Source organism: Hoeflea sp. CAU 1731, assembly GCF_039888615.1.
GTDB lineage: Bacteria > Pseudomonadota > Alphaproteobacteria > Rhizobiales > Rhizobiaceae > Flavimaribacter.
The window spans coordinates 1-25085 of the sequence record NZ_JBDQQS010000033.1; the positions used below are offsets into that span (position 1 = coordinate 1).

At 57.4% G+C, this 25085-nt stretch carries 20 protein-coding genes and 2 pseudogenes; 4 read left to right on the forward strand and 18 right to left on the reverse strand.

Features of this window, described 5'->3' with window-relative positions; all coding sequences use genetic code 11:
• A partial coding sequence (locus tag AAFN47_RS27375) for a tyrosine-type recombinase/integrase (RefSeq protein WP_499812382.1) occupies positions 1-498 on the forward strand: 498 nt, incomplete at its 5' end.
• A 164-nt stretch (positions 499-662) separates the two neighbouring features.
• Here the strand turns inward: AAFN47_RS27375 and AAFN47_RS27380 are convergent.
• The 13 genes from AAFN47_RS27380 to AAFN47_RS27440 form a co-directional block, all read right to left on the reverse strand.
• Entirely contained in the window at positions 663-2114 is a 1452-nt protein-coding gene (locus AAFN47_RS27380) for an NAD-dependent succinate-semialdehyde dehydrogenase (RefSeq protein ID WP_499812383.1), read from the reverse strand.
• Between the two features lie 26 nt (positions 2115-2140).
• Positions 2141-3298, reverse strand: coding sequence for an iron-containing alcohol dehydrogenase (locus AAFN47_RS27385; protein WP_499812384.1), 1158 nt, complete (start codon positions 3296-3298; stop codon positions 2141-2143).
• A gap of 24 nt (positions 3299-3322) precedes the next feature.
• Positions 3323-5263 carry a sodium:solute symporter family transporter gene (locus AAFN47_RS27390; protein ID WP_499812385.1) on the reverse strand — a complete coding sequence of 647 codons (1941 nt, stop codon included), beginning with the start codon at positions 5261-5263 and terminating at the stop codon, positions 3323-3325.
• A 5-nt stretch (positions 5264-5268) separates the two neighbouring features.
• Entirely contained in the window at positions 5269-5694 is a 426-nt protein-coding gene (locus AAFN47_RS27395; RefSeq protein WP_499812386.1) for a hypothetical protein, read from the reverse strand.
• A gap of 58 nt (positions 5695-5752) precedes the next feature.
• On the reverse strand, positions 5753-7459 hold the full coding sequence (locus AAFN47_RS27400; protein ID WP_499812387.1) for a flotillin family protein: 1707 nt from the start codon (positions 7457-7459) through the stop codon (positions 5753-5755).
• Positions 7460-7528: 69 nt separating this feature from the next.
• The gene (locus AAFN47_RS27405) at positions 7529-8230 is read right to left on the reverse strand and encodes a bacteriorhodopsin (RefSeq protein ID WP_499812388.1); all 702 of its coding nucleotides are present in this window, start codon (positions 8228-8230) and stop codon (positions 7529-7531) included.
• A gap of 63 nt (positions 8231-8293) precedes the next feature.
• A complete protein-coding gene (locus tag AAFN47_RS27410; protein ID WP_499812389.1) occupies positions 8294-9667 on the reverse strand; it encodes an ABC transporter permease in 1374 nt (457 codons plus the stop codon).
• On the reverse strand, positions 9664-11100 hold the full coding sequence (locus tag AAFN47_RS27415; RefSeq protein WP_499812390.1) for an ABC transporter permease: 1437 nt from the start codon (positions 11098-11100) through the stop codon (positions 9664-9666). Before AAFN47_RS27415 ends, AAFN47_RS27410 begins: the two co-directional genes overlap by 4 nt.
• Positions 11097-12917: a sugar ABC transporter ATP-binding protein gene (locus tag AAFN47_RS27420; RefSeq protein WP_499812391.1), complete on the reverse strand. Its 1821-nt coding sequence runs from the start codon at positions 12915-12917 to the stop codon at positions 11097-11099. Before AAFN47_RS27420 ends, AAFN47_RS27415 begins: the two co-directional genes overlap by 4 nt.
• A 143-nt stretch (positions 12918-13060) precedes the next feature.
• Positions 13061-14230, reverse strand: coding sequence for an ABC transporter substrate-binding protein (locus AAFN47_RS27425; RefSeq protein WP_499812392.1), 1170 nt, complete (start codon positions 14228-14230; stop codon positions 13061-13063).
• Between the two features lie 126 nt (positions 14231-14356).
• Positions 14357-15184 (reverse strand): AttM family quorum-quenching N-acyl homoserine lactonase, encoded by an 828-nt coding sequence (attM, locus tag AAFN47_RS27430; RefSeq protein ID WP_499812400.1) that lies wholly within the window; start codon positions 15182-15184, stop codon positions 14357-14359.
• 155 nt (positions 15185-15339) lie between these two features.
• Positions 15340-16188, reverse strand: coding sequence for an alpha/beta fold hydrolase (locus tag AAFN47_RS27435; protein ID WP_499812393.1), 849 nt, complete (start codon positions 16186-16188; stop codon positions 15340-15342).
• A gap of 61 nt (positions 16189-16249) precedes the next feature.
• On the reverse strand, positions 16250-16639 hold the full coding sequence (locus tag AAFN47_RS27440) for a hypothetical protein (RefSeq protein ID WP_499812394.1): 390 nt from the start codon (positions 16637-16639) through the stop codon (positions 16250-16252).
• Between the two features lie 156 nt (positions 16640-16795).
• Between AAFN47_RS27440 and AAFN47_RS27445 the strand changes: the two genes are divergently transcribed.
• The 3 genes and pseudogenes from AAFN47_RS27445 (at position 16796) to AAFN47_RS27455 (ending at position 19497) form a co-directional block, all read left to right on the forward strand.
• Entirely contained in the window at positions 16796-17617 is an 822-nt protein-coding gene (locus tag AAFN47_RS27445) for an IclR family transcriptional regulator (protein WP_499812395.1), read from the forward strand.
• A gap of 62 nt (positions 17618-17679) precedes the next feature.
• Positions 17680-18220: pseudogene (locus AAFN47_RS27450) on the forward strand (ATP-binding protein); the annotation flags it as partial.
• Between the two features lie 419 nt (positions 18221-18639).
• Entirely contained in the window at positions 18640-19497 is an 858-nt protein-coding gene (locus tag AAFN47_RS27455; RefSeq protein WP_499812396.1) for a hypothetical protein, read from the forward strand.
• A 326-nt stretch (positions 19498-19823) separates the two neighbouring features.
• On the opposite strand, the gene AAFN47_RS27460 is transcribed toward AAFN47_RS27455, so the two are convergent.
• From AAFN47_RS27460 to AAFN47_RS27480, 5 genes and pseudogenes are all read right to left on the reverse strand, one after another.
• Positions 19824-20060 (reverse strand): hypothetical protein, encoded by a 237-nt coding sequence (locus AAFN47_RS27460; protein WP_499812397.1) that lies wholly within the window; start codon positions 20058-20060, stop codon positions 19824-19826.
• A gap of 197 nt (positions 20061-20257) precedes the next feature.
• Positions 20258-20671, reverse strand: coding sequence for a hypothetical protein (locus AAFN47_RS27465; RefSeq protein ID WP_499812398.1), 414 nt, complete (start codon positions 20669-20671; stop codon positions 20258-20260).
• Positions 20672-21120: 449 nt separating this feature from the next.
• A complete protein-coding gene (locus tag AAFN47_RS27470; protein ID WP_499812401.1) occupies positions 21121-23235 on the reverse strand; it encodes a cation:dicarboxylate symporter family transporter in 2115 nt (704 codons plus the stop codon).
• A gap of 196 nt (positions 23236-23431) precedes the next feature.
• The gene (locus AAFN47_RS27475; RefSeq protein WP_499812399.1) at positions 23432-24772 is read right to left on the reverse strand and encodes an IS701 family transposase; all 1341 of its coding nucleotides are present in this window, start codon (positions 24770-24772) and stop codon (positions 23432-23434) included.
• Between the two features lie 93 nt (positions 24773-24865).
• Positions 24866-25085, reverse strand: a pseudogene (locus AAFN47_RS27480) (transposase); the annotation flags it as partial.

The following is a 25085-nucleotide window of genomic DNA, read 5'->3' on the forward strand; positions in this document are numbered from 1 at the left end:
GCAATGCTTGAGCTTCTGATTTTGACTGCTGGACGGTCGGGTGAGATCAGAGGGATGGCATGGACGGAGGTCAATTTGGAATCGGCGATCTGGACCATTCCGGCAATCCGGATGAAAACGAGAGTGGAACACCGTGTTCCATTGACGCCGCGATGCAGCGAGATCATCTCGAAACAAATGTCCAGTCAATATGATGGAGTTTTGGTCTTTCCATCGCGTAACGGAACGATGATTAGTGATATGACGCTGACAAAGCTGCTCCGAGACTGGAATGTTGAAAGTGACGTCTCCGGGCGCATAGCGACCGCGCACGGTTTTCGGTCATCATTCCGGGATTGGGCTTCGGAAAACGGTTATCGACGAGAACTAGCCGAGCGGGCTCTTTCACATACAATTCCCAATGCCACCGAAGCAGCATACCACCGCAGCGATCTGCTGGATCAACGCCGAGACATGATGATGGCATGGGAAGCGCATGTATTGTCTTCGTTGAAATGAAAAAAATGCCAATCTGTTCTGGCGAACGCATCTGCCATAGTCGGTAGGTTCAAATCCCTCGCACGCTTTAATCTCCAATTGCTTTTCCAGGCGTCAGCATGAGCGATAAATATCTACATTCGGAATTTTGCTTGGTTTCCAGCACATCGGGTAGCCTTCGGCCGTCAGACGCTCATACAAAGATACTTGATCTCCAGGAAGTCCTCGATGCCGTATTTCGAGCCTTCGCGGCCGAGACCCGAGGACTTGACGCCGCCGAAGGGCGCCTCGGCTGTCGAGACGAGGCCGGTGTTGATGCCGACCATGCCGCTTTCGATTTCCTCGGCCACCTTCCAGACGGTGGAGATGTCGCGCGCATAGAAGTAGGCGGCGAGGCCGAACTCGGTGTCGTTGGCGAGCGCGATGCCTTCATCGATCGTGTCGAACGAGATGATCGGCGCAACCGGTCCAAAGGTCTCTTCAGAGAGAACCTTCATCCCCTTAGCCACGCCCGTCAGCACCGTCGGCTGGAAGAAAGTACCGCCCAAGTCCGAGCGCTTACCGCCAACAATCACCCTGGCGCCCTTGCCGACTGCGTCCTTGACATGATCTTCGACCTTCTCGAGACCTGCCTCGTCAATCAGCGGACCGATCTGCACGCCGTCGTCCATGCCGTCTCCGACCTTGAGCTTGGCGGTGGCGGCAGCGAGCTTCTCGGCAAACGCCGCGGCCACGCCACTCTGCACGAATATGCGGTTGGCGCATACGCAGGTCTGGCCCGAGTTGCGGTACTTGGCGATCATCGCACCTTCGACGGCGTTATCAAGATCGGCATCGTTGAATACCAGAAACGGCGCATTGCCACCGAGTTCGAGGGACAGCTTCTTGATGTCGTGTGCGCACTGCTTCATCAGGATGCGGCCCACCTCGGTCGAGCCTGTGAAGGTGAGCTTACGCACCTTCGGATTCGAGCACATCTCGCCGCCAATGCCCTTGGAATCGGTGCCCGGGATCATCGAAAGGACACCTTTGGGGATGCCGGCGCGTTCGCCGAGCACCGCCATGGCGATGGCTGACAGCGGGGTTTCCTTGGCGGGCCGGGCCACAAAAGTGCAACCCGACGCGAGCGCCGGGGCGACCTTGCGGGCGATCATGGCGTTGGGGAAGTTCCACGGCGTTATCGAGGCGACGACGCCGATCGGCTGCTTGATGACGACGATGCGCTTGTCCATCTGGTGACCAGGGATGACGTCGCCATAGACGCGGCGTCCTTCTTCGGCAAACCACTGGATGAACGACGCCCCATAAGCGATCTCGCCCTTGGCTTCCGCCAGGGGCTTGCCCATCTCGGCGGTCAGGATCTTGCCGAGGTCGTCCTGATTTTTCAACAACAGGTCGTTCCACTTCAGAAGGATCGCGCAACGCTCCTTGGCGGTTCTCGACCGCCATTCCTTCTGCGCCTCAAAGGCAACATCGATTGCCTTCCTCGTGTCCTCGGCGGTCAGATCGGCGACATCGGCGATCTTTTCTCCGGTTGCCGGATTTGTAACCGCGAAAGTCTTCGATCCCTCGACCCATTCCCCGGAGAGAAAACCGCGGGTTTCGAGCAGAGACGGATCGGACAGGTTGAGTGTCATGACTGGGTCCTTTCTTCAGCCGTCTGTCAGTAGGCGGCGCGGTAAATTGCCAATGCGTCGGCTTCGGTCAACGGGCGGGGATTGTTCACCAGAAGCCGGGTCTGGTTCATCGCGTCCGATGCAAGTCTGGGGAGGATATCCTCGGGAATGTTCATCGCCCTTAGATTTGGCTGAAGTCCGCAATCGCGGGATAAATCCGCTAGCCGGTCGCAGAAGGCTGCCGCGCGCTCCTGACCCTCGAATTTTGACAGATCGGGAAAGGCACAGGGTCCAAGTTCGGCATAGGGATGCGGTGATGTGACAACGTTGAAGCGCAGCACATGCGGAAGAACGAGCGCATTCGACAATCCATGCGGGATATGAAAGTGCCCGCCCAAAGGGTAGGCGAGCGCGTGAACGGCCGCCACCGGAGAATTGGCAAATGCCTGTCCGGCGAGCATGGAGCCGAGCAGCATGTCCGCCCGCGCTTCGGCGTCCGAACCCTCATGGACCGCCTTGAGAATCGACCGGCCCATCAGCGTCAACGCCTGAGTGGCTAACATGCGCGAAAGAGGGTTGTTGTTGGCGTTCGCGGAGGCAAAAGCCTCAATGGCGTGCACCATGGCGTCGATGCCGGTCGCCGCCGTGACGTGAGCCGGCAGTCCGTAGGTGAGTTCGGGATCCAGAAGCGCGATATCGGGCAGGATGACTGGCGAGACCACGCCCATTTTCTCGTTGGTTCCGGTCGTCACGATCGAGATTGGCGTGACTTCCGATCCGGTGCCGGATGTGGTCGGCACCAGGATGAGAGGCAGCCGCGGTCCTTTGGCGTTGCCGACACCGTAGACATCCTTCAGGTTTTCACTGCCGAACGCCAGTAGTGATACGAGCTTTGCGACATCCAGCGATGACCCGCCACCCAGACCGATGACCCCGGCGATATCGGCCGCTTTGGCTCGCTCGACCGCCATCTGGATAACGGCTTCAGGAGGGTCGGCCTCAACATCCTTGAACAGTTCCACCGAGACGCCTGTAGAAGCGAGAATTTGCAGCGTCCGGTCTATGATGCCGGTCGACATCATGCCGGGGTCAGTTACCAGCATCACCCGCTCGCCAATTTGCGCCTTTACCAAGTCGCCGATCCTGTTGAGGGCGCCAACGCCGAACTGGATCGACTTCGAGGTGTTGAAAGTGAATGGGTTCATAGCCTTCTCCCTTATTGCGGGCCGTCAGCCCCCGAAACTGAATGCGATCAAGACCGCCAGCGCAAAGCCGACAGCGCCCGTAAGGATGAGAGAGCGCAACCGCTCCTGCTCCACGGCGGACGTGTCCTTCTTCAGACGCAACGGTGGCTCGTAGGGTGGAACGGCGACATGGACGGGGCTCGCCATTTCCATCTTGTAGGAGAGAAACCAGATCAGCCCAAGACCTGAGACCCAGGCGGCGAGCGACCAGGCCCACAGCGAGGGCATGCCGAGAAGCCAGATCGGTCCGCTATCACCTGTCACCACGAAGGCGGCATTGCCGAAGATCAATCCCGGACCAACGGCGAGGAAGAACCAGGCGAGCGTTACCGACCAAGCGGTGGACCGCAATCCCCGCGCCTTGTCCGACGTCGACAGCGGTCCGGAAAAGAGCTGGCGGATTTCACGGGCTTCTGACCCCAGCGCGTTGCGGTTGGTGATCGCGGAGATAATCAGGACAGCCGCCACGTTGGCGGCCATGCCCCACAGCGCCGAATGGATCGTCCAAGGCCAACGCCCCCACGGTAGTTCGAGCCCGAAGAAGGACAAAACCTGGTAGCCGAGCGGCTCGGTCAGCAGAACGCCGGCTATGCCGAATCCAACGCCTGTGGCGGCCGCCGGCCGGGTGATCCACGGCAGCCAGGTTACCCCGAGGAGCGGGGTCCAAAGTTGGAAGGCCATCGGTAATGCGAGTGCCGCGAGCGCCGACAGCGTCACAGGCGTCAGGTTCTCCATCAGCATGGCAAGCACAGCGAGAACCGCAATCGCGATGCGGGTCAGAGTCACCGCGCCCTGCTTGCTCAACCGGGAATGAAAGTACGGCCGGTAAACATGTCGAATCAGCCCCTCACCCGCAACGAAAAGCGCCAGCCCGGCGAGGAGCTGCACGCCGGCCGCGACCCCGATGAAGATCCAGGCCGCGAACCATGGCGAACCGGTCTGCAGCGCTGAAAACAAACCGCCGAGCGCGAGGTCGCGATCGACGAGGCCGGCGGCCCCGGTGAGCGCAATGCAGAAGGCGATGATCGCACCGAAGAAGCCGGCCGTTACCCATGTCTGACCAGCCGCAATACCGTTGGGGCTGCGAGTGGAGAGGACAAGCTTGATAATAAGCGGGCTTGCCTGGAATCCCATCAAAGCGAAGGCGAAGCTGAGATTGGCGAGCGCTGTATTGGCGTTCGCCAACTCGCCGCCGCGGCCCAGGCCGGATGTGAATCGGATCACGCCATTGACCGTAAACAGCCCTGCCGACGGGTCACTCGCCGAAAGATCGAGGAGGCCCGCATTCAGTGCCGCAAAACCACCGCTCCAGATCAGCGCGAAACCGGAAAGCGCGACGATGCCGGCGAAGGCGAGAACCGTCTGGATCACGCCGAAAAGGCCGATCGCGCGCATGCCGCCGATCCCGGCGCCAGCAAACAAGATGAACCCAAGCACGACGCTTGCCGACAATCGGCTGACCGCGCCGCCGGTCATCAGTTCGATGAAACCGGCGACGGCCCGAATCTGCAAACCGGCGAAACCCAGCGCAAAGACAAGAGTCACGGCCACTGAAACGACGACGAGGAACGCGCTGTGATAATAAACGCGGAAGATCTCCGCCTGCGACGAGACGCGCATCCTCTCGGCAATGAACCACAGCCGCTTGAAGAACAGGGTGCCGGGCAGCGCGAGCAATACGCCGCCGACGATCAGCACCGGCATCTGGAAACCTTGAGCGGCAATCTGCTGGCTGCCGCCGAGTACGAACCATCCGGTCATACTGGCGCCTGCGATTACCAGAGCCGAGATCCACGGCGAGAGAGCATGCCCAGCGGAAAAGAAGCCGTCGCCGGATAACGAGGAGGTCGACGACACACGCACCCAGTACAGCATTACCGCGATGTAGAAGAGCGCGAAGAGGGGGAGCCAAATGGATGAAGCCATACCTGTCATGCCGCGGGCTTTCCGTCGTCCGCGTGGCGGACATGGAAGCGCGAGAAAGCGCCCCTCAGGCCGTAGCGAGTGGAAAGATAGGCCGGCAGACCAACAGCGAGCAGGGCAAAGAGCGTCAACCCGGACCAATAGTCGGTCGACGACAGTCCGCCAACTGCCCAGCTGGCGATAAAGGCGAGCGCCAGTACTCCGAAAGTCGCTATTCCCAGTGCAGCTTCCCCGGGGCGGAAACCGCAATCGAACACGCCGTTGACTATGATATGGGCGACGAAACCAACTACAATCGTCAGTGTGCCCGCTAGCGATATCATGTAGGAATCACGCGAGAAGCCTTCGAGGATCAGAGCAAGCCCCCCAAACCCGAGCACGGCCCATATCGAGAAGACAAGCACATCGCGCTCGACCGTCGCTGACTTAGACATTCAACGCTCCCCGGTTGGAGACGGCGGGACCAGCTTGTGTCCCCTCGTCCGGTTAATGCTAGGCGGCTGGCGTCTTGCCCTTGCCGCCCGAAGATCCCTTCGAGGGTTTGGGGTCAGAGGCGTTCGGCTCGGAATAGACCACCTTGGAAAGATCCTGGAGCGTATGGGTGCGGTGGATATTATCCGCGCTCATCCCGATTTCGTCCAGAAGTTGATCGACGAAGGGAGCCTGCGAACGATACCGCAGCGCCGAGGATACGACCTGATCGGCGAGGTTGCCATCACGCGGCCCCGTAGCTTCGCCATCCGAACCATCGGAGGGACCCGGCCCTGACGAGAACCCGCCGCCTGAAAAGCCTGGCATACCGTCGACATGCAGTATCTTGATGCCGTCGATCTTCTCCATCGGCTTCACGCTCTCGCGGATGATAGCCGGCAGATTCTCGACCAGCGCCTTGTGCAGACCGCTGCGACGGCTGGCGTCCGAGCGCATGTTCTCGGCCTCGTTGAGCTTCTGCTTGCCCTCGGCCTCGACCTTGTAACGCTCTGCGAGTGCAGCGACGGCGATCCGGTCGGCGTCCGCGCGATCCTTTGCTGCTGCCTTTTCGGCCTCGGCGATGATTCGGGCACGCGCGCCTTCGGCCTCCGCCACCTTCTGTGCTTCCAAGAGTTCGATGACCTTTTGGCGATTCGCGATCTCCGTATCGCGCAGCGTCTGCACTTTCTCCTGCGCTTCGATCATCTTTGCACGGGCGGCTTCGGCGACCGCCTGGGCCTCGGAGCGTTCTTTCGACTTGCCAGCCAGTGCGATTTCGCGCACCTGCTCCTCGAGTTGCAGGGCCTCGCGGCGCTTGATGTCGATGCGCTCGATTTCCTGTTCCATCTCGATGCGGGCTCGTTCCACCGCTTCGCGTTCCTTCAACTTTATCGATTCAATTTCGCGTTCGCGCGCGGCGTTCTCGTTGGCAATCTCGGCCTTTCGCTGGGCGCGCTGGATGGAGACCTCCGCTTCGTGCGAAAGCTTTGCGTACTCCGTGTCGCGCTGGATTTCGAGCGAGCGCTTCTCGGCTTCAAGGTTCTTGGCGCGGACTGCGATCATTGTGTCCTTCTCAATGTCGTTACGCTTTTTCTTCCTGCTCTCGATCTGCTCGGTGAGGATCGTCAGGCCTTCAGCGTCGAAGGTGTTGGACGGGTTGAACAGCGAGATGTCGGTCTGGTCGAGCGAAGTTAGCGAAACTGATTCCAATTCGAGCCCGTCAAGCGCCAGACTTTCGGCCACTTCCTTGCGAACTTCTTTGACGAAGTCTTGGCGATTCTCATGGATCTGCTCCAGCGTCATCTTCGCGGCAGCGCCACCCATGGCGTCCACAAACCGGCCCTGTATGAGATCCTTGAGCTGTTCGGCGTGCATGGTGCGATTGCCGAGCGAACGGGCAGCAGTCGCCACCGCATCGTCCTTGGGCTGTACGCGAACATAGAACTCCACGGTTAGCTCTACGCGCATGCGGTCCTTGGTGATCAGGGACTTTTCCCGCGCCCTCAGGATCTCCAACCGCAGGGTGTTCATGTTCACTTCGGTGATGTCATGCAGGATCGGCAACACGAAGGCGCCGCCCCCCATGACCACTTTCTCGCCCCCGAAACCGGTTCTTACGAAGGAGATGTCCTTCGTTGAGCGGCGATAGAGCCAGTGCAGCAGGTAGGCGCAGACGGCGATGACGATAGCCGCCAGGATGATGATTGCTATGAAATCTGCACCCTTCATTGGAATGTCCCTTCACTTCTGAATTTGGTGGTCCGGATTGCCAGTTGGCATGATAGGCTACGGAGTGCGTCAGACATGGCGCTCTCCTTCGCTGTTGAGCATCGCGGTAGCGAGCACCGCTACACCGAATGCCATCCGGTTGAGAAAATCGGCAATGTTGTAGGCGACCGACAGGGAGCCGTCGTCGACATAGCCGCCGAACGAGGTGATAAAGTTGCCGAGCGGGTAAATCGCCCATCCCACTGTGACGATCAGCCGGAGCCAGAAATAACCACGCTGCACCGACTCGTTGTGTGAGCCGCGCACGGCTTCATCCATCCTGCCGAAGAAGAGTTCGCCGAGGATGTATAGCCAGAAGACCAGCCCTATCAGAAAAGCGAGCGTGGCGTGCATGAAGCCCGCTTCGCCCAGATAGCGTACAAAGACCATCAGGATTGAGACTACAACCAGCCGCCAGAACAATCCCATGCCAAGCTTGCCGAAGAGGCTTGCGAAGAAGAAGAGCGCCAGTACTTGGAGGGGCATCGAGACCGCCCAGCCGACATAGTGGTAGACGACCGGTACGGAACTGTTCGCTGCCCAGGCCTCGCGTGCCTCGTAAACGGCGCCGACGCCCACAAGAGCAGCCAACGCACAGAGTGCGACCGGCAGTTTCCAGCCGGTCTTGACCCAGCCTGTTCCGAGAAGCAGAAACACACTGGTTGCGGCGAGCCCCAGTAGAGCCGTCGAATAACTAGCCGCCGTCAGGTCCGCTGTTTCGAACACTGCCATATCATGTCCTCCCGCCGTCGAATTTGAACCTGAGATACCCAACACTGTTCATGTCTGACCTTTCTAGATTTGCGTCCTGATGTGCGGTGAGCGCGCATACAGCGCCACCATAGGCAGGATCAGCAGACCGAAGATGAATTGCTGCCACTCGAAATCGAGCCCGATACCGATCAAAAAAGAGGATAGGACCTGCAGTACCAGGACACCGATGACGGTAAACCCGTAGCCACCTTGGCCGCCGAGCAGCGACGTGCCGCCGACAACCACGGCCGCGAGCGTGAGGAAGAGATACTGATCGCCCACCCCGATGAAGCCGCCACCCGACCAGCCGAGCAGCAACCCGCCGGTCAACGCGGCGAAAAAGCCGGAGATGGCGTACATCATCACCCAGTAGGTGAGTTCCGAAATCATAACCCGCTTGGCCGATGTTCGGTTGACGCCGAGCGCATACAGATAGCGGCCATAAACGGTCAGTCGCATACCGACGATCAGCACGATGACAATCAGCGCCCAGATGCAGATTACCGGCGGCACCGGAAGTCCGAAGGTTGACCCATTCATTGCGGCGAGATTGGAGAGCCAGTCCGGCACGGTGCCGAACACGTTTCCGCCATAAGCAGTTCCAATTGAAGTTACAATCTGGACGCCGCCGGAAATGGCGAACCCCGTACCCAGCGTCACAATCAGAGCTTGCCCCTGCAGCTTGTAGCTCAGGAAGCCATTGATGACGCCGAGGAGGATGCCGATGACCAATACGATCAGCACCGCGAGCCACGGCGGCACGCCGAGACCTATAAGGTAGAGAAGACCCACATTGGCCGCGCCGATGATGAACGGGATCGATAAGTCGAGACCTCCGAGCAGCGCGACAAGTGTCTGTCCGATAGAGGCAATGCCCAGGAAAGCTGCGAACAGCAGCATCGACTTGATGTTGTTGGCCGAGGCGAAACCCTCAATGTTCATCGAGCCGATAGAAAACAGGCCTGCGAGCACCATGATGCCGATGAAGGCCGAGCGGTTCTCCTGGAAATGACGGCCCAGCGTTCGGGTGAGCACGATGATCGTCAGGATGATCAGCAGCGAAACGACGTTCCAGATGTTGAAGAAACCCTCGATCGTCAGAGACAGGACGAGGAAAAGCGCCAGGATCGCGATCAAACCGAAGATCGCCGGACGGAACTGCAACCAGACCTTTCGGCCCTCGCTAATCTCGCCCTCCGGGACAGGGTTTGCATCCGAGACGAACTGGCCGAGAACAAAGCGCCACCCCCAGACGAAAGCGGCGAGCGTGGCGATGGCCGACAGAATGATCAGCTGGACCGAAAGCCCCTGTAGGAAGCCGAACACCACACCGATTGCCGTGAGGATGATGCCGACGCAGACACCCATGATGGTGGCGGGCAGACCGAGTTTCGGCGGCTGGGCGAGAGTCGTCATCGGCTCTCCTCCGTTGCTGACGGCTCGGAACTATTGGGCGCAAACGGCCCCCCGGCACGCATTAGATAGGCCCCGAACAGCACGAGTGCCGCGACCACCACCGCTACGGCAGGCGCGATCGTCCGGCGGTTGGACTGGTAGACGGCAATGCGTACAAACACGGCAATCGCAATCAGCAGGAGTGCTGCCAGAACCAGCGGCCCGGCTTCTTGCCTGAGTTCCTCGTCCATTGCCGTGGGGGCGGCAACCTCGAGGGGACCGACATAGAGTTCTTCCAACGCAATCGGGGCGATCGGCGCGATCGGCTGCATGACGACGGTATCGTCGACTGGCGCCGTGCGGGTACGCGGATCACGATCGTTGGTCGCGTGAAGGATGACGCCCATCGCCACCACGCCTAGACCTATGAAATAGAGTAACGGCGAGAAATTGTTGATATGGCGCTGGATAAAGGGGATGATCAGCGTCAACAACAAAGAAATCACCAGGATCGAGCCGTAGGCGAGGTTGGTCACGAAGCTCTGAACAGCGCCAAAGTTAAACGTCGCCAGCACAAACGTGATCAGATAGAGGTTGCTCGCGCCGAGGAATGATCCAAACACGCCGCCGCGTCCGCCGGCAAGCGAAGCGCCGCCGAGAACCAACGCAGTGACGGCGATCAGTGTATAGGTGGTGCCCTGAGAAGGATCACCCGACGAGATCAGCCCCGTGAAGGTTATGGCGGCCAACCCGGCGAAGGCGCCGGAGATCAGGTGCGCGCCGATGCGCACAACATAAATTGGCACACCGCTCGTATAGGCCGCCCGCTCGTCCGATCCCATGAGGCGGAGATGCGTGTAAAATGCAGTCTGGGTAAACAGCAGCCAGGCGATGGAGGCGATCACGAGGATAGCAAAGACCGGCGAGAAGATTGACGTTCCCAGGCCCCAGTCCGCCATGAACTGCGGAGCCACGCCGCCCGGACGCGGCAGGATGACGAGGTTTATCCCCGACAACGCCAGGTATCCCGACAGAGAGACAATGATCGGCTGCACACGGATATAGATCACGATTAGCGAGAACAGGAACTGATAGAGCGCGCCGATAAAGATCGCATAGGCGAAGATCGCAATCGGATTGGTTAGGATGCCGGCGCCGTAGAGCTGAATCAGCGTGACGTTGATGAAACCGATCAGAGGTCCGATTGACAAATCGACGGTGCCGCGACCGGAGATCACAGAAGCCATCAGCGCATAGGTGGCCAAGATCAGCGGCGTCGCCACGATGATGGCGCTGCCGATACCAGCGCTTGACATGAGGCTAGGGGAACGTAGGACTGCGAGGCCGAGCAGCAGGAAAAACAGCGTGATCGGGACAAGGAGAAACGGATTCGCACGACCACCCTGGACCAGACGGGTGGAGTCAAGACCGACATTGGCGGGTGCATCGCTCATTGTCCGCTGCCTCCCTGCCTGATTTCCCGTGCTTCGCCTTTTTCGCGGTCGAACTCGACGATTCGTATCGATTTCGGCATCACCGGCACCGCTGACCGAGTAGGCTTCTGGACGGTGGAAACTGACCGTTCTATTTCCGCACATTCGGTCGCTGGGATAAGCGCGGCCGCGCGGTTGCGGCGCTCCATCGCCTCCTGGATTTCCTTAGGAACCTCGACGGAGACCTTTACGCCGTCGATTGCGGTTCGGGCGCCGCGCTGCTCGCCGGGCGTGTTGACGTTGCCCGTGACTGGCTTCAGCCCCCAGTGGCTTTCAAGCCCGCTGCCGTCGGTCTGACCGAACATGGCTTCGAGCACCCGCTTAGGATCAAGCGTGCGGCCATCGAAGGCATCGAATGGCCTACCATCGCGGAAGACGATCACGCGGGTGGCAAAGCCGATAAATTCCTCGAGCTCGGAGGACATGTAAACCACAGACTTGCCATCGCCGGCAAAGGTCCGCAGATGTTTGTAGAGTTCAGTCTTGGCGCCGACATCGATGCCCCGCGCAGGGTCGTTGAGAGCGATCACGTCGGGCCGCATTGCGAAACCGCGACCGATCAGCACTTTCTGCTGGTTGCCGCCCGACAGCGAGGTTATGCGGTCCTCGCGCAGTCCGAACTTAATAAGTAGGTTGTCGGCTTCTCGCTTGAAGATGGTCCCGAGCGTTGGCCAGTCGATGATCGAGAGGATGCCGCCGCGCTTCTTTTCACGATAGAGCGGCATGACCATGTTCTCAAATATCGACAACGAGGCAAAGATACCCTCGCGCTTCCGATCGCCGGAGACATAGGAGATTTTAGCTTCCACCGCGTCGGCAAGATTACGCACCGCATGATATTCACCGTGGTGGTCGGATACCTGGATTAGCCCCGACTTGGCCGGCTCGACGCCAGCGATAGCCCTGATGAAGGCATCCTGACCCTGGCCATCCAGACCGGCGATGCCGACGATCTCGCCGCGCCGGATTTCAAAGTCGAAAGGCTCGGTATCCGGCCACACTGTCACGTTCTCGCCGCGCATGGCGAGACTTGAATCACGTGGCTGCGGCGCCTCATGGCTGTGCGACTTACCGGCATTCTCCTCGCCGGTCATCAGCGCCAACAGGTTCTTCTCGGTAATCTGTTCCTTCTCCAACACACCCACGTCGCGACCGTCGCGCAACACTGTGGCCCGGTCCGAGATCCGGATCAGTTCGGCGATGCGATGGGTAACAATCAGGATGGTCGTCCCATCATCACGCAGGCTGCGCATCTTGGCGAACAGCCGCTCGGTAGAATCGAAATCAAGCGCAGCGGAGCTTTCGTCGAGGATGAGAATGCGCGGATCGCTAACCAGCGCGCGCGCGATCGTGATCCACTGTTTGAGGCCGAGCGGCAGCGTGCCGGCGATGGCGAAGGGATCGACCGGTTCGCCAGCCAGTTCTTGCATCAATTCCGCGGTACGGGTGACCTTGTGCTCCTGGGACGTGGATTTGGAAAACAGGGCGTCTGAGCCCATGAAAATGTTATCGACCACGGTGCTCTCGTCAGCCACGAGGACTTCCTGATAGACCGTGGAAATACCAATGGCCTTACTTTCGGCGGGGGTCGAGGGGGTTTCTCCGAGGATGGAGACCGTCCCACCGTCAACCGGCAGGATGCCCGATACCACCTTGGCCATTGTGCTCTTGCCGCAGCCGTTGCCGCCGACAACTGCGTGAATTTCGCCGGCGCGCGCGGTAAAGTTCACGCCGTCGAGCGCCCGGGTTGGCCCGAAGAACTTCTTCACATTGCGCACGATAATCGTCTCGCGACCCTGCGCTGTCTGTAAATTTTCAACGGTTGCGGACGACATTTTCGGATCGAATCCTAACAAGATGGGCGCATTGAAGTGTGTTTCCGGGCCGCCAATCGGCGACCCGAAGCGATATACTGGCGGAATTACGGTTTGTACTGGGTCGGATCCGCCGGGTTGACGAAGAACTGGTTGAGGTACTCCGTCGAACCCCACATGTCCTGGCCGACATTGTACCAGTTCTGCGCGTTCTCATCGCAATCCTCGGGAAGGATATCCTTCAGGTCGTCATAGGTGATGACTACCGGATCGACGAGAACCGACTGCACCTTTGGGCCCTGCCCCTGCAGCGTACGCATCATGATGCGCCAGATCAGGTTGACGTCGTCGGCGGGCGGCCAGGTCTGAACGGCGGCCGAGATCAGGTCCGGGTTCTTGCGCCAAGTGCAAAGCGCACCCAGTTCGCCACCAACGGCAACCTTGACGCCTTCGCGACCGGACTGTTTGAGCGCACGCAGCACGCCCATTTCCGCTGCCGACTGGACGACGATGCCATCAAGCTTACCGGGATGGGTGGCGAGCCACTTCTGCACTTCACCCTGTGCCACCTGGTCGGTCCACATACCGGCGATCGAGCCGACTACCTTAATACCGGGCGCCGTTGCCAGCCCCGCCTTCACGCCGCGGTCTTGGCTGTCCGAACCGGACGTGCCGGGGATGCCTTCGACGACCAAAACGTTGCCTTCGCCACCGAGTTCCTCGGCCATGCGCTTTCCGATTTCGAAGCCAGCAACCTGATAGTTGACCGAGGAGTTCACCGCGGTCGGTGCGGTGAGGTACCCGGTCATTGAGAAGACCGGAACGCCTTTGTCAAAGGCATACTGAACGGTCTGATTGAGCGCTGTCGGGTTCGAGCAGCATACGAAGATCGCGTCGACACCCTGGTCGACCAGCTGCCGCATCTGCTGAATCTGGGTCGAATCGTTTAGGTTCGACTGAGTGACGATCACCTCGTCGATGAGCCCGAGTTCCTTCCACTTCGGGATGATCTCGTTCTGCAGCGGATCCATGGCGTTGGCACGCCAAGTGTTGCCGGCGTAGGACGACGCATAACCGATCTTCCATGGCGGCGGGTTCTTGGCCTTGAAGTCACGCAAGGGGCTCGGCCCGACCGGCTGTGACGGATCGAGCATTTCGGGATTGTAGAGACGCTCGGCGACGTCAGGATTGATCTCGTCCACGCCCTCAGCTTGGGCGGTGATCGCGCCGAAGGCAATCACGCCCGCGGCCAGTGCCATTGATTTAAGATACTTCATTTCGTGTCTCCTCTTGATGGAAATTCAACCTCTAAGCGGCACGCCGCTGCGGGACGTTGCAATGTTGCCAACGCCCGTTCTTCCCACATTCGCCTATCCTCCCCTTTTTGCGGCCCCTCGGGGTCGTCAGTCGTAGAAGTCGCCGGGAGCCTTTCGGAAGGTCTCCCAATTGACCGGATCATGACCGGTCACAATCATGGCGCTGGTGTCGCTTGCAATGCGCCGTAGCTTGGCTACCGAATTGGCCGCATCGGCAGATGAGACGACAAGGCCAGGCAATGCCTTGTTCTCCCAATGATCGAGCGTGTAAGCAGCATCGATGGTCAGAAGCACTGGGCCGGTTCGCGGCAGCGTAACCAGGAAAGACTGGTGCCCCGGCGCATGGCCCGGCGTGAAAATCATCCGGATGACGCCATCGCCGAATAGATCGTAATGGTCGGTGTATTCACCACCGAGAAACTTCCAGTTCAGGCCCGGCCGGTCGAAGTCGGCACGGATATAGGCGCCGGCTGAGAACCAGTGTGGCTTAAACGCATAGTCGTACTCGGCGCGCTGGCAGATGATCTGGGCCTTTGGGAAATGGCCGATCGCGCCGGTGTGGTCGAGATGAAGGTGGGACTGCAGCACGTAGCGCACTGATTGCGGATCCACACCAACCGATTTCAGCTGATCGACGCAGTTTTCCGACACCAACATGACCGGATCATAGGCGTCGACGACCGCGCCCCAGTGACCGCGCTTGTCGATCGCCGCCTCAACTGCGTTGCCACCGTCGATGACAACGTTGCCAGCAGGGTGCTTGATCAGGAACCATGGCACCGGAATCTCGAAATCGCTCTCGCCCTGGTTCATCTTGATGTATTTGACCTTGGTCTTCAGCGTTCCGGTCTGGAACATGTGAAGCTCGATGCCCGAAGAATTGCCGCGTTTGCGTCGTGTAGGCTCTTCCTGCATAGAGGAAAACCGGGGGCGCGGAGCCAGATTGCTCGCACCGGAATCGGAGCGAAGCGATTTCGAGTCCGAATCAACGCGTTGCCCCTTGTCGTCAAATTCGATGATCTTCATTCAAATATCCCCGGTTCCCTGATCCCGTATTCCCTCGGCAAGCCTCACGTCCGCTCATTGATGAGCCTGAGCGCTTCCTTCAGATACACGGCGAAGAGCGGATGGTTCTCGGACATCGGGAAGTGGCCGATATCTTCCATTTCGATGTAGATGCCGCCCGGGATCTGCCGGGCCGTGGCCTCGGTTGCCTCCGGCGGTGTCAGGTAGTCGTAGGTACCGGTCATCATGATAACCGGGCAGCGGCTGGTATCGATGTTGCCGAGCTTGCCGCGCAGATCGTGGTCGACCGAATAGAAATAGAGATCGCCTTTGAATACTTCCGAACCTTGCGTGTAATAGTGCCAGGTCAGCCAACGATCCTTGTCCGGGCTCTGCGGAGCCATCAGGTCCCAGACGCCGGAGCCGCAGACCTGGGCCGCATTGGCATGCGGATGTCGCCACCAGTCGAGATAGAAACCTGGGGCATGCTCGGCCGCCTCCACCGGAATAACCGCGCGGTAGCGGTCTGGATAGTGCAGCGCCAGCTGCAGCGCGACGTTGCCGCCGAAGGACGAGCCCATGAAGATTGGGTTTTCAAGTTCCAGCGCATCGCAGAAGGCGTTGATGAAGTTCATGTAATGCTCGGCAGTCAGCCGATACTCCTCTTTCCACCACTCCTTGTTGAGGGGCGGATCGGACTTGCCATGTCGGGCAAGGTCGTATGCGATCACATCGTAATCGGCGGTGAAGTCAGGATCCTCGAGAAGGTCGCGCCACTGGTGGTTGTGGCAACCGGCAGTGTGCTGGCAAACCAGCGGGATGCCCTCGCCGTTACGCAGATAGAAAACCTTGTACTCGTAGCCATCGACTTCGATGGTGACATAGCGCCCGATTACCGGCGAATGCTTGGCCATGGGGAACTCCGTGACATTTGCGGGGGCGCCTCATCGGCGCTGGACATTCAAACGCGCCGGATCAGACCGGCACGCCAACCTTGCGAAGCAGTTCGAACTGGACTGTAAAGTTCCGGAGGTTTTGCATCAGGACGAGGTGATTGCCCTCGAGCTTGAGGTCGCGGCGGAAGCTCGCCGACCAAATCCCGTGATACATTGGTTCAGGAACGGGCTTTGCGAATCCGCGCCATGTTTCAGGGCTCGCCCGGAGAGCGAAGTCGTAGGAATCCATCGGACCCGGATCGATGTTGATCTCGTGCACTTTGCCGTCGATCATTCGGACGATAACTTTCGCCAGCCCCATGTCCCACAGATAGGTGCAGGTGAAGTAACGCGCCATCGCGCCAATCGTCGGGTCACGATCAGAGGCTTCGCTGAACCTGACGGCCCAGTCCCGAACACTCATAACCATGCAACTCCTCCCCGGCCAATTGTTTTTGGAGAATTGCGCTTCGCCAGAGTCTCAGCCTTGAAACCAATTCAGTTTTCTGGCAGTTGTTCTACATGCTGAACGCAATTCAGTATGCAGAACCGTATCCATGTGAGCTCCAGACTGTCAAGGTGATTTTTGAAAAAGCCGGTCGATCCCGATACTCAAATAAAACCATCTGCAACGAAGCTGGTGCCAGCGGTTGAAAGGGCGACGCGAATCCTCGATTATGTCGCGCGAGCAAAAAACTATCCTGGCCTGTCTGATCTGGCCCGAGAACTCGGAGTTGCAAAGAGCTCGGTCCACACTCTATGCCGCACACTTGTCGAGCTCGACCTTTTGATACGCAGATCGGACCAGACCTACCAGCTCGGACCTCATCTGATGCGTTGGTCAAATGCATTCGCTCAACAATCGGACGTTGCAACAGAATTTGCGTCACTGTGGGACAAGGAAACCGGCATGCCGGGAGCCACGATCACGCTCACTGTTCTGGACGGCGGCGAGGTTGTCTATATCGCAGCCCGCAATTCGCAAGTCAGCCACTCACTCATAGATTTCCGCGCCGGCATGCGCCTGCCCGCCGCTTTCACGGCGACAGGAAAATCGTTCCTCAGTTTCATGAGCGAGTTCGAGGTCAAGCGGCTCTATTTAGACGGGCTTCCGCACCCGCGCACGCCTCATTCTGTGCAATCTATCGACGTTCTCTTGAAGCAACTTCATGAGACCCGTCAGCGCGGCTACTCGATCGACAATCAGGAGGTCGCGGAAGGAATCATCTGCTTCGGCGCCTCGGTGCTGGATTCTCGGAATATGCCAATCGCGGGCGTCGCCGTTAGCCTCTTGGCGGAGGAAGTAACCCAAAACGAGCGCGAAGAGATCATCGCCAATATCCGACGGATCGCCACCCGTCTGTCTGCCCGCATGGGCGCAGATCTGGATCGTGCTCGCTTATCTTGACGAGCAAGATCAAGCTCAGCGCTCCCATGTCGGAACAAGATTTTCTGAAGGTGTGATCAGAAAGGGCTCTTGACAGCTTCGACTTCGCCGCTATCCCGAAGCATCAACAAGATGCGGGTCCTGGAACTGGCGCGCTGTGAATGGATCGAGTGGCGCGAAAACGTTATCGCGCTTGGTCCCAGCGGCACGGGCAAGACACATGACGCGCTTGGTCTTGGCTTGGCCGCCTGCCAGAGGGGACTCGCCATCGGCTCCACCACGGCCGCGGCATTGGTCAGCGAGATGATGGAGGCCCGTGACGAGCGGCGTCTGCTCCGCCTCCAGAAGCAGATGGCTACCTGCAAGCTCCTCATCGTCGACGAGCTGGGTTTCGTGCCGCTTTCCAAGACCGGCGTGGAATTCCTGTTCGAGCTAATCTCCCAGCGTTACGAACGCGGAGCCACCGTGATCACCAGCAACCTGCCCTTTGACGAATGGACGGAAACACTGGGGCCGGAGCGCCTGACCGGCGTGCAACTCGACCACATCACTCACCAGGTCAAAATCCTCGAGATGAACGGCGAAAGCTACCGCCTCGCCCAAAGCCGCGCCCGCAAGGCGGGCAGAAACCTCTCACAAAACGCCGACACCGCGAGCGCGAAACTCTGGTCTGGCTACGCCTTCCCGGCGTTCCACGCTCGCGGCGCCCAGTGGTCGACTTTTGCTCGGCCGTTGACAATATGGTGCTTAATTCTAAGGCGCTGGGAGTACGTCATAGCACGGCGGGGCTACGGCCTTGCCCAGCGTCCTTACCGAACGATGCAATCGCTCCTCGTCCACCTTTATGTTGGAAGGAGCCAGTATTTCAGCAAATGTAGGCCACCAATTCAACAGGTCGGCAAAATGACAGTGCTGACCCAAACTTGATTCATAGTCCCTCCCGCATTTTTGAATCCATCCCAAACAACATCGCAAGTTCGACAATATTCGCTACCTGAAGTATGCTCTCCTGTAGGCGGAACAACCGCAGACGGAGAAGGGGTATGGCATCAGATGCAGAAGTTATTAAAGCCATCGGCAATTCCTGGGGAATAATGTACGGTTCACCAGTGAGCAGTCGACAGTTCTATGTTTCAAACATCAAGCCAATCAGAAAGATCCTCCAAAAGGAGCAGGCTGCGATTCGAGCGTCCGGTGGTGTGCAACGCAAGATAACCGGCACGGCTTTAATACCGCTTTTGTCATTGAACGGCCCCTCCGCGACTGTTCCCATCGAGATACTAATTGGAGCCAGTGCTTCGACCACCGGCCCGAGTGATGGAGAAAACGCGGCACTGTACCAACCACAGTCCGGTTACATTCTTATCGCAATTGGAGGCGATGGGGTCAGTCATATCAGTTCGCCTTCTGATGGCGGCGACGCGGTATGTGTGGGCGCAGGCGACAGCTTGATTATTGCACTCGGCGGACACGCGGCATCTCCATCCAACCCGACCCCCATGCCATTGGGAGCGACTGGAACAACAGGTGGCGACGGTGGAAATGCCACAGCGGTGGCAACGACAGCGGGCTCGGTGATTCATGCATATGGTGGAGATGGCAAGCGCGGGAGTCTCGGAGGTAATGGACGCCGTTCCACGTGGTATCGATCGTTCATTCGTCCGGGCATCAACGGAGATGATGGGGATGGCGGAGATGCCTTAGCCTATTGTGGTGATCATTGCGATTTGCTGGCCAGGGGTGGTGGAGCACCCACGCCATTCCGGCCCCGTTACTCAACTCCCGGAGCATCCGGACAAGGTGGAAATGCCACTGTTGTTCACGGAGCGAACGACGTTCATGTATTGGCGTGTACCAACGGACTTCCGACCGGTGGCAACGGTACCGATATCACTATTTGATCAGGAAACTCTGTCATCTGGTATCCAAGCCCTTTGAGCAGTGCTGGGTTTTCATCGACACCTATCCACTTCCAATTCCGCGCGGCGAGATTGCCGCCATTCGTTTTTGGTCAGTTCGCATTCGCCGTTGAGGGTGCGGGAGACATTGCCTATCCCTCAACAAAAGGGACAGGCTAACCCAAAATCGGGAACATCTCAGGGGAAGAGGTCAGGCCTTAAAGGAAGTCAATCTGCAGACTGACAACCTTTTAACGCGTTGTCGATGGAAAGACAGAAGCAGCCGGCCAGACGCTCTGTGTATTCGATATGAGCATTGCTAGGATTTTTCATACAATCGTCCAATTCATCACCTGCCCCACGTGCTGAGAAATAAATTGCTTGTTTTGCGATTCTTTACGAACTGCACGTTGCAGCCTTGGTGAGATTATTGTCGATTGTGTCTTCATGGATTGCGCAAATAAAGGTGACGGGAACGTGATGCTGCTCACGGTCATGATACCTGCTGTGGCAATCGTTACTGTAATTGCACTTGCAGCAATACTGGATTTGATAGTTCTGGTCACGGGTTTAACTCCAATAATTGTTTTGTGGATGTGTAAAGGCCAACTGAGTGTCGCCAAGGTTACTTGCAAGGCGTTGCTGACAAGTTGCAGGTGATTTTGCCAGGAAACTGGCTATCGGCGCCTCAAGTGAAATGCTTGTTTTTGGCATTTTTATAGAAGCTGTATTTCATGCCGTGTTCAGCCGCCGCCAGCTTTTCTCAGGCATCTTTAACGCCCTTTTGAGCGCCTGCTTTGTTTGGGTGGTGCCATCTGGCTCGAATTTTGCCGGATGCACACATTTTGACATTTGCAACAGGCTTGCCATTGGCTTTACAGGTCCAAACCTTTTTACCGTTGCCTTGATGAAACTTGCTGTTGCAATCAAAACTGGTTTGTTTTGCTTGACCCCATTTACCGTAGTTCATGCCATGCTGGATTACGGCTTTCTTCTCCCAACGACCAACAGCAGAGTTTTTCGCCTGCTCTTTTTGATAATAGGACTTGCCGGAGAGGCCAAGCATTGGCTTTACGTCGTTTGCGGCAACCGCTTGCGTTACGCCACCAAGTGAGCCGACCCCACCGATTACGGTTGCGACGGCGATTGCTGTAAGTGCGTTAGTGAAGGTTTTCATGTTCATGCCTCCTAAATAACCAGAATTTTTCTGGTGTTTCGTGAGCGCCTGAACACCTTTCTAAATCGCAGCGACTGGGTTTTTGCTGAATAGGATATTCGTATCCCATTCATATGAATGACAAATCATGCTTTAGTGCAGCGTGGGCGAGAGTGCGGAAGTCGGAGCGGCCCTGCCGGTGTTCGATAAACTTGTCATCGTGATTACAAGTCGTGTCGGTTCGGGTGCCTTGGCCGGGTGCGTCGCCATGCAACTGCCCGATACGTGCCTCAAGACGACGTTGTTCGCCACGGGTGGCGGTTCGCATTTTGTCGAATGATCCGCTTGGATGACCGTTACCTTTGTGGCCACATCATGCTTTTATTTGAGTTCCTCGCGGCGATCGTTATGGAAATCACTTTTGCGAAAAAGTGAACAAATATTTCAAGACAAAGGAACTAGGCGAAATATCATTCTTCCAACCCTCTGATCGCCGGATCAATCCACCGATGCATCATCTCTTCCATAACTCCGTTTTGTTGCGCAAGATCCATCCAGTAGTTTAAATATTCTGCCAGCCCATCGGAATTTGGTGGCATAAGGTATCCGAATAGAAACCGGAACGCCGTATTGCGCGGCACAACTGCTGAAAATCCTTGATTGGAGATGGCCCAGGCATTTGCCTGCTCTAGCGTCCAGATGGCGGCATCCACTTCTGGCATACTAGCAAGGTTATGGTAGTTTTCGACGATATTGATCGTCGCTGAGGGGAAACTGCGTCTGGCAAGCGGAACGAGAACGGGGTCGTCAAAAACTGCGATCGTTAATCCCTCAATTGATCCGATAGTCTCTCTTGATGTGAATTCTTCAATCCTGTTATTGCGGACGATGAGGGCAAACGGACTCTGGTAATATGGATCGCTGACGGTTAGCGCATCAAAGCGCGCGTCTGTTATGTAAATTCCACCAATCGCAACATCGAATTTCCTGTCCGTTAAATCGTTCGTGAGTTGCTGCCATTCGAAAGGTATGAATTCCAGCTCAACGTTCATGCTTTGGGCAAAACGGTAAATCAGTTCGACATCGAAACCTACAGCGTGCCCCCGAGTATTTTCATAAGAAAATGGAATGACTGCAGGATTGTATCCAACCCGCAAGATGCCTGAATGTTGGATATCGTTGAGAGTGAACACTTCCGCGGATGGATGGGGTCTCGTTACCAGCGAACGTGGTCCAATTAAGGTATTGGCATCGCTAAAATTCTGGACTTCTTGAGGTAAACCCATTGACATATAACTGACGTCCGAATGCAGTTTGATAGTTGTGTCGCCCCAATAACCTATTGACCATATGCCAAAGAGCGCTGTTGCTCCGACCCCTATCGTTAGTAGAAATTTCCTAGAATCAAATCGTAGCCTTCCATAAAATGCGAAAGTTACGAACAGCGTGATAAATGCGAAACCGGAAACGGAAGCAATTACTTGTGCGTAACGGGTAATTGACATGGTCTCGATATAGAGAGTGGTTGCATCAGCCGGCATGCCAAGCCAGTTAGCCATGAATGTGACAGCACTTATCGAGGAGGTTGGCGAACCGATGCCGGACATCAGTGTCACAAAAGGCAGTTCCAACAAGTGCTGCGGCTCAAGATAGACCGAATAATAATAGGCAGCATAGAAAAGAAAGATCAGAATGAAGAAGTTGCCGAGTTGCGCCAGCGGATAGCTGACCGAAAGAGTTGTCTGAATGATTTCGTTCTGCTCATCTTCCTTGACGCCTGGGGTGTGTCTGCGTGCAAAGGATTCTGCGGCAGCCTGGATCATTGGCAAAGCCGCCACGGACAACGACGTTACGATTGATATAATGAACGCCATTCGAAGTGACGACAGTATTTCAAAGTACCGCAATGGAAGAAAGACTGTTAGCAACATGGGAAGGATCCATAGTGCCAAGACGAGAGCAGATAAGCTGACTACAAGTACATAGATAGACATCGTTGCATAGCCGGTAACGCTCATGGAGCTAATAGATTTGGCAAACAACGCACAGACACCAAGCGGCGCGAGATAAACAATCCATCCCCATATGCGCACGCACGCTCTTTGAATAATTTTTAGTATTGTCAGCAGGCTAGTCGGTCGGTCACTCCGTTGCACGGCGATACCGAATATTACTCCCATGAGCACAACAGATGGAATGTAATTTTGACTTAAGGCCTGGAAGAGATTGTCCGGCACAAGAAGATCAATCAGGCTCCCGCCGCTACTCGTATTTGATGGAATAGTGCCGGCGAAATCCACAACGGACGGATGGCTAATAAGTGGTACAGTGCTGGCGATAATTGCAATGACAGCGAATGTCGCAACCCAAAGAGCAAGATAGATAAGCCAACTTTTTCGGAACAATTTTTGCGCCGTTTCCGGTGCCAGTTGACCAAGACCAAGAATTAGCGAGGAAACAAGATAGGGAAGAACCACAACTTCCATAAGTCGCACATAAACGTCACCAAACGGACTGACTATTGAGGTTAAAAATGGGCTTTGGGATCCTATAAAAATTCCCAATAGGCCTCCAAGGAGAACCATTATTGGCAAGAAGGCGGATCTCAACGACTATAATTCCCGAATATCAAAGTGAACTACACCAGACCGTAGCAACGAGAGTTGATTGATACAATAAGTTTGATCAACCAAAATTAACTTGAATGAATCCTACTTGCTCCACAGTTTCGAGGTCTACAATTTAAGGCGGATGTGGGACATTTGGCGCCTGCGCCTAGCACTACTTTGGCAGTTTGCTTATTTTCTCCATCGTAATCGGATGCGACAGTGCGGACATCGCTCTGGCGGCGGCTTCGGTGTGAGCGCGGCGATGACGGCGCGTCGCACGGCCGGCATGCTTGGCTGTGGCGGTCCGGCGGGATTTCTTTTTTTCCCGATCGGCCTGAGAGAGGCGCCGGTGTTGAAGGAAGGCATAGGCAATCATGATCATCAGCGCATGGCGATGAAGGCCCTGCCAGGAACGCCCCTCGAAATGATCGAGACCGAGTTCCTCCTTCATCTGTTGATGGGCCTGTTCGCAAACCCAGCGCGCCTTGATGGTGGCCGCAAGCGTCTTCAGGTCCGTCTCGCGGGGAAGATTGGAGAGGTAGTATTTGCGCTCGCCGGAAGATCTCCATTCGCCAACCAGCCATGCTTCTTCGCCCGGCATGTGCTGCTGGCCCTTGTCGTGGATGCGCTGCGGCGGCCCGTCGGCGACGCGAATGCGCGTGGCAGCGAAGGACGCCTGAAGCGGCCCTTTCGTTGCCTTGCGCCAGCTCAGCTTTTTCCACTCGGCATCGGCGAGCATGGCTTCAGCAGAAACAGAGAGCGTGTCGGGGATCGGGTTTTTGCGCGGACGACCGCGGCCGGCGACCGGAAAGATGAGAGAGACGTCGGCCGGATAAACCTTCTGGTGCTTGGGGATGCCCACGGCCCAGACGAGCCCGCGGGCACTCAAACCTTGGCGAAACGGCGCCGACAGGCCGTAGCCGGCATCGGCAAGAACCGTCCCGAAACGCACGCCTGCGGCCGTCAGGCGGTCGATCTCGTCGAGCGCGATCTGAGGCTTGGTGCGTGGCAGAAGCCGCTCTTCAGGGACATGGGCGCGCTTCATGCGATCCGGGTTACCCGTCCAGCTCTCCGGCAGGAACAGCCGCAGGCCCACCGCCACGGGAACCTCGTCGCGCGCCAGCGTCAGCGACACCAGCGTCTGGCAGTTGGCTCTCTTGCCGAGGGCGGAGGCATATTGCGGCGCTACCCCGACCGAGCTGGCGCCCTTCTTTGGTAACGCCGTATCGTCGATGACCAGAACCGCGGTCTCGCCGCCCACCATGCGATCCGCCTGGCGCGCCAGTTCCTCCTCGAGTGGATCCGCGTCCCACACGCCGCTCGAGATGAAGTGATGCAGCCGGTCGTAGCGGTCGGGCGCCAGCCGAGCCGCGATCGGCTCCATGCTCTTGCGCTCGCCCGGCCCGATCAATCCGGCCACATAGAGAGGACACATCTGCCGTCGCCGCTTGTGCCCCAGTCGCACCAGGAACGGTTCAAGCCATTGCATGAGCTCATCATTCCAAACCGCCATCGTGCACTCCTGTCGTTTTCGGAGCGCGCAGCTTCACGCCAAAATGGATAATGAACCGTTAATCTGCCAAAGTAGTGCTAGGGTCAGGACTCATTAAACGAGCCAGAAGATTACGGTTGCCGCGATTGTTATGGCTGCGAAGAAGGTGTCGGCGCAGCGGTCGTAGCGGGTGGCGATGCGTCACCAGTCCTTCAGCTTGCTGAATGTGTTTTCAACCTTATGCCGTTGTTTGTACATCGTTTTGCAGTATTCGGCGGGGTTCTTGCGCTTCGCTCGTGGTGGAATGCATGAAGCAATTCCCTTGGCCTTGAGT